The organism is Cupriavidus sp. 05T41, assembly GCF_056396525.1.
Genome location: NZ_JBFTLQ010000169.1, coordinates 1 through 5,395 on the forward strand (window position 1 = coordinate 1; position 5,395 = coordinate 5,395).

5 protein-coding genes are annotated in these 5,395 nt (G+C 69.6%); 3 read left to right on the forward strand and 2 right to left on the reverse strand.

The genetic code is table 11. The annotated features are described in order from the left end of the window. Together AC1DKV_RS39985 and AC1DKV_RS39990 are read right to left on the reverse strand one after the other, a co-directional pair. Positions 1-862: SPFH domain-containing protein (locus AC1DKV_RS39985; protein ID WP_477139701.1), on the reverse strand; the 862-nt coding region annotated here is incomplete at its 3' end. 63 nt (positions 863-925) lie between these two features. Beyond that, positions 926-1,312 (reverse strand): DUF350 domain-containing protein, encoded by a 387-nt coding sequence (locus AC1DKV_RS39990; RefSeq protein WP_477139704.1) that lies wholly within the window; start codon positions 1,310-1,312, stop codon positions 926-928. Positions 1,313-1,521: 209 nt separating this feature from the next. On the opposite strand from AC1DKV_RS39990, the gene AC1DKV_RS39995 reads away from it, so the two are divergent. From AC1DKV_RS39995 to AC1DKV_RS40005, 3 genes are all read left to right on the forward strand, one after another. Then, positions 1,522-3,033, forward strand: a complete 1,512-nt coding sequence (locus AC1DKV_RS39995) for a polyamine aminopropyltransferase (protein WP_441612935.1) — start codon at positions 1,522-1,524, stop codon at positions 3,031-3,033. Positions 3,034-3,180: 147 nt separating this feature from the next. Further along, positions 3,181-4,884 (forward strand): FAD-dependent oxidoreductase, encoded by a 1,704-nt coding sequence (locus AC1DKV_RS40000; protein ID WP_477139702.1) that lies wholly within the window; start codon positions 3,181-3,183, stop codon positions 4,882-4,884. A 156-nt stretch (positions 4,885-5,040) separates the two neighbouring features. Beyond that, the coding region (locus AC1DKV_RS40005; protein WP_477139703.1) for a hypothetical protein at positions 5,041-5,395 on the forward strand (355 nt) is incomplete at its 3' end.

A 5,395-nucleotide genomic window follows, 5' to 3' on the forward strand; every position in this document is an offset into this window, starting at 1 on the left:
CGGCGGCGGCGCCGAGCCCGCCAGCCATCGCCTGGCCCATCACGGCGCCGGCCGCCAGGCTCGCGCCCAGGCCCGCCACGCCGCCCTCGTTCTGCGCGGCCAGCGGGATCGAGCTGGCCACCTGGTACTGCGTGTACCTGGCCATATCGCMCATCATGCCCATCGAGATGCGGGTGTCGATGGCCTTCTGCAGCTCTTCCGGCAGCGACACATTGGTCACCGCGAAGTTGTCCAGCGCCACGCCGTAGCGCTCGAACTCGGGCGCCAGCCGCTCGCGGATGGTCTGMGACATCAGCGCCTGGTTGGCGGCCATGTCGAGGAAGGGCACMGAGGCGCCGCCGAGCGTKGACGTCATGGTGGCGATCAGCAGGTTGCGCAGCTGCTCCTCCACCTCGTCGCGCGTATATTCGGCGCGCGTGCCGCTGATCTCTGCATAGAACTTCGCGACATCKGCGATCTTGTACGAATACAGGCCGAAGGCGCGCAGCCGCACCATGCCGAAATCGGCGTCGCGGATGGTGACCGGCTGCGCCGTGCCCCACTTGCGGMCGATCTGCAGGCGCGTGCTGAAGAAATACACATCGGACTTGAAGGGCGACTMGAACAGCTTGTCCCAGTTCTTCAGGTAGGTCAGCACCGGCAGCGTCTGCGTGGTGAGCTTGTACATGCCAGGCCCGAACACGTCGGCGATCTTGCCTTCGTTGACGAACACCGCCATCTGCGATTMGCGCACGGTCAGGCTGCCGCCGTACTGGATCTCCATGTCCTCCATCGGATGGCGCCAGGCCAGCACGCCGTCGCTGTCCTCGGTCCATTGGATGATGTCGATGAACTGCTTCTTGATGAACGATCCGATGCTCATGGCGATCCCCAGGTTTCTCGGCAATATGCGGGCAGGTTCAGGAAGGGCGTTGGTCCGCGCGCGTCACGACAGGCACGCCGCATTGATGGCGCCGACCACCACCGAAATGGCGCCCATCAGGCCGCCCATGCCGACGTTGTTCGACTCGATGGCCGCATCCATGTCGGGCAGTGCGCGCGCCAGGCCCGCATAGGCCAGCGCCTGCACCAGCATGGCTCCCACCGCCCACACCAGGAACATCACGAAGGTGTCGTTGTGCTGGATGCTGGACGACAGCKTGAAGCAAAAACCGAACATCGCGCCGGACAGCGAAAGCGCCGCCGCGAGGTTGCCCTGGCGGATCAGCGCGAACTCGCGGAACGGCGTGATCCTGGTGTAGACTCCGACGAACACGGCCAACAGGGCAAGGCCGGCCAGCAGGTGCAGCACGTACGCGTAGATGCCTTGCATCATCGATGTTCTCCGGCGGATTCCGCGGCGCCGCGACCAAACGGCAGCGCTGTAGCGCGTGGCGCTCAAGTATATCGTTGTCCATTTCCGCTCATCGCAACAATTTGCAATCCGCCGGGCGCCGGCACGCGCCCACGCCTGCGCCTGCGCCGCTCCCCTTCCACCCGCCCTGCTCGCCCGCCGACCGCTCCTGAATCGTCCCTGAACCGATGCGCGACCGTACCCTTGTTCTTTCGGTGTTGATCGTGGCGTCCTGCGGGCTCGGCTACGAGCTGATCGCCGGCGCCCTGTCCAGCTACCTGCTGGGCGACTCCATCCTCCAGTTCTCTTCCATCATCGGCTGCTACCTGTTCGCCATGGGCGTGGGCTCGTGGCTGTCGCGCTACGTGAAGGACGAGGATGTGCTGGCGCGCTTCATCGATATCGAGATCCTGATCGGGCTGATCGGCGGGGTCTCGGCGGCGCTGCTGTTCGTGGTGTTCGCCTGGCTGTCGGCGCCGTTCCGCACCGCGCTCTATGCGCTGGTGTTCGTGCTGGGCGTGCTGGTGGGCATGGAGATCCCGCTGGTGATGCGCGTGCTCAACGCGCGCCGCACCGCCTTCAGCGAGCTGGTCAGCCGCGTGCTCACCTTCGACTACCTCGGCGCGCTGGCGGTGTCGCTGGTGTTCCCGCTGGTGCTGGCGCCGCGCCTGGGCCTGTCGCGCACGGGCTTCCTGTTCGGCATGCTCAATGCCGGCGTGGCGCTGGTCACCATCCATATCTTCCGCGACGAACTCAAGGCGGCGGTGCCGCGCATGCTGCGCGCCTCGCTGGTGCTGGTGCTGCTGGCGGGCGGCTTCGCCGGCTCGGGGCGCCTCACGCACTGGGCAGAGCGCGGCATGTTCGGCGACGAGATCATCCACAGCGAAAGCACGCCCTACCAGCGCCTGGTGATCACGCGCTGGAAGGACGACCTGCGCCTTTACATCAACGGCAACCTGCAGTTCTCCTCGCGCGACGAGCACCGCTACCACGAGGCGCTGGTGCATCCGCTGCTGCAGTCGTTGCCGTGGGCGCGGCGCGTGCTGGTGATCGGCGGCGGCGACGGCCTGGCGGTGCGCGAGATCCTCAAGCACCGCAATATCGAACACATCACGCTGGTGGACCTGGACCCCGCCATGACCACGCTGTTCTCGCGCAGCGCGCCGCTGGTGGCGCTCAACCAGGGCTCGCTCAAGGACGCGCGCGTGCAGGTGGTCAACGCCGATGCCGCGCAGTGGCTGGAGCAGCACGACGACATGTTCGACGCCATCGTCGTMGACCTGCCCGACCCGTCCAACTTCGGCCTCGGCAAGCTGTACTCGGTGCCGATGTACAAGCTGCTCTCGCACCATTTGGCCGAGAAGGGCTATGCGGTGGTGCAGTCCACCTCGCCGTACTTCGCGCCGCGCTCGTTCTGGGACATCGACGCCACGCTGCGCGAGGCCGGGCTGCACACCTGGCCGTACCACGCCTATGTGCCGTCCTTCGGCGAATGGGGCTTCATCCTGGCCGGCAAGCGCGCCGACTACACGCCGCCGGCCAGCTACGACGTGCCGCTCAGGTTCCTCGATGCCGACAGCACCGCGCTGATGTTCCGCTTCCCCGCCGACATGGCGCCGCGCGAGGCGCGCCCGAACCGGCTCAACGAGCAGACGCTGGTGCACGATTTCGAGCAGGACTGGCGCAATGTCATCCGCTAGCGGCACCCTCAGCGTGATCCTGGCGACGTCGCGCGGCCTTGCCGTGCCGCTTGTCCTGCCTGCGGTCGCGCGCCGGGCCAGGACAGCTTCGCTTCATCGTCGCTGCGCTGCCGGACCAACCCGTGCGGGCGCTCACAGGGAGAGAGCATGGACCGCCGCCGCTTCCTGATCGCTGCCGCGGGCGCCGCCGGCACCGGCCTGCTGGCCGGCTGCGACCAGCTCGGCGACGAGGCGCGCCGCTTCCTGGCCGGGGTCGGCCTGCGCGAGCCGGCGCCCATGGTGCTGCGCCCGGGCATGGCCGAGGGCCATGCGCTGCGGGACGCCGCKAGCTGGACGGCGCCGCAGGAAGAGATCGTGACCGATGTCGCCATTCTCGGCGGCGGCGTGGCCGGGCTCAGCGCGGCCTGGCAACTGGCGCGCGCGGGCATGCGCGACTTCGTGCTGGTGGAGGGCCCGGAGTTCGGTGGCAACGCGGCGGGGGGCAGCTTCGGCGAGCTGGCGTTTCCGCGCGGCGCGCATTACCTGCCCCTGCCCTCGCTGGAATCCGTCCACATCCGCGAGATGCTGGCCGACACCGGCGTGATCGCGCGCGATCCGTTCGCGCCGCGCCCGGAGTTCGACGAGCGCGCGCTGGTGCATGCCCCGGACGAACGCCTGTTCTTCGATGGCAAGTGGCACGACGGCCTGCTGCCCAGCGAGGCCGTSGCGCCGGCAGAGGCGGCGCAGCACGCGCGCTTCCTKGCGCGCATGGAGCGGCTCAAGGACGCGCGCGGCAGCGACGGCCGCAAGGCCTTCGCGATTCCGCTGGCGCTCGCCTCGCAGGACCCGGCCTGGACCGCGCTGGACCGGCAGAGCATGCGCCAGTGGATGAGCGCCGAGGGCTTTACCTCGCCGACGCTGCATGGCTATGTGGACTACTGCTGCCGCGACGACTACGGCGCCGGCCATGACGTGATCTCGGCCTGGGCGGGCGTGTACTACTTMGCCAGCCGCGCCGGCCATGCCGCCAACGCCGCCGACGGCGCCGTGCTGACCTGGCCCGACGGCCTGCACACGCTGGTGACGCGGCTGTCGGCGCGCATCGATGCGCACCGCGCCGGCGCCGGGGCCGGGCCCTGGCGCCGGCCTGGCATGGCCGTGCAGGTACGCGAGCAAGGCCGCGAGGTGGAGGTGCTGTGCGCGCGGTGGCCCGGCGGCGGAGCGGCCGGCGCGCCGCGGCTGTATCGCATCCGCGCGCGCCGCGTGATCTGCGCCATGCCGCTGCACGTGGCCACCCATGTGGCGCAACTTGGCGCGTTCGGCTTCGACCCCGCCCGGCACCTTCCGCCCAGCGCGCCGTGGCTGGTCTCGAGCTTCCGCCTGCGCGGCTTCCCGCCCGAGCAGCCGGGCGTGCCGCTGGCCTGGGACAACGTGGTCCACGGCGGGCGCGGGCTGGGCTATGTGGTCAGCACGCACCAGCTGATCCGCCAGGCCATGCCGGCGGCCACCGTCTTCACTGCCTACTGTCCGCTGGACCCGGCCGCATCAACGGGTACGGCTCCCCGCGCGCCTGCGGATGTGCGCGGCTGGCTCGCCGGGGCCAGCCCCGCCGAGCTGATGGACTATGCCACCGCCGACCTGCACGCCGTCTACGGCCGCGCCTTCTGGCGCCACGCGGATGCGGTGGAGATCACCGTGCGCGGCCATGCCATGGCCTCGCCGCGCACCGGCTTCCTCTCCAATGCCGGCAGCGCGGCGCTGCGCGCGGCCGACGGCCGCATCCTGTTCGCGCACGCCGACCTGTCCGGCCTGTCGGTATTCGAGGAAGCTGCCTGGTGGGGCACGCGTGCCGCGCAGAAGATCCTCGGCTGAACCGCTGGCCGGTCCAGCGATCCAAGTGCGGCTTGCGCCACCGGGGATGGCAGCACCGCTGCGAATGCCGCATCCTGTAGAATTCCTGGCACGGTTTCGTGTCGAACACTGCGATTCACGATTCGATTCCACGATTCCGAACCAGACGTATTTTCCGTGCGCCCCATTCKCTTGCTGTTGCTGCTCCTGATGCTTGCCGTCATGCCCTTCCAGAGCTGGGCAGGCGCTAGCGTGTKCGCAAGCGGCAACACCGGATTGCCTGCCGACCGGACGCAGCATGCGTGCGCCGTGGCGGCCGGCGGTGCKGATCAGGACCGCGGGTCGCCCGCGGTCTTTGCCGCAACGGCCTTTGACCAGGCCGACCACGACGGCAGCGACGCCAAGKATCCGTCCCAGGGCGGCGCCGACCTCGCCGAATCCCTGCTGCCCGCCGCGCCGTTGCGCGTGGCCGCCGGCCTGGCGCGCAGCGGCGCGCCGCTGCACCGCCCGGGCCTGCTGCCCGACCCAGACC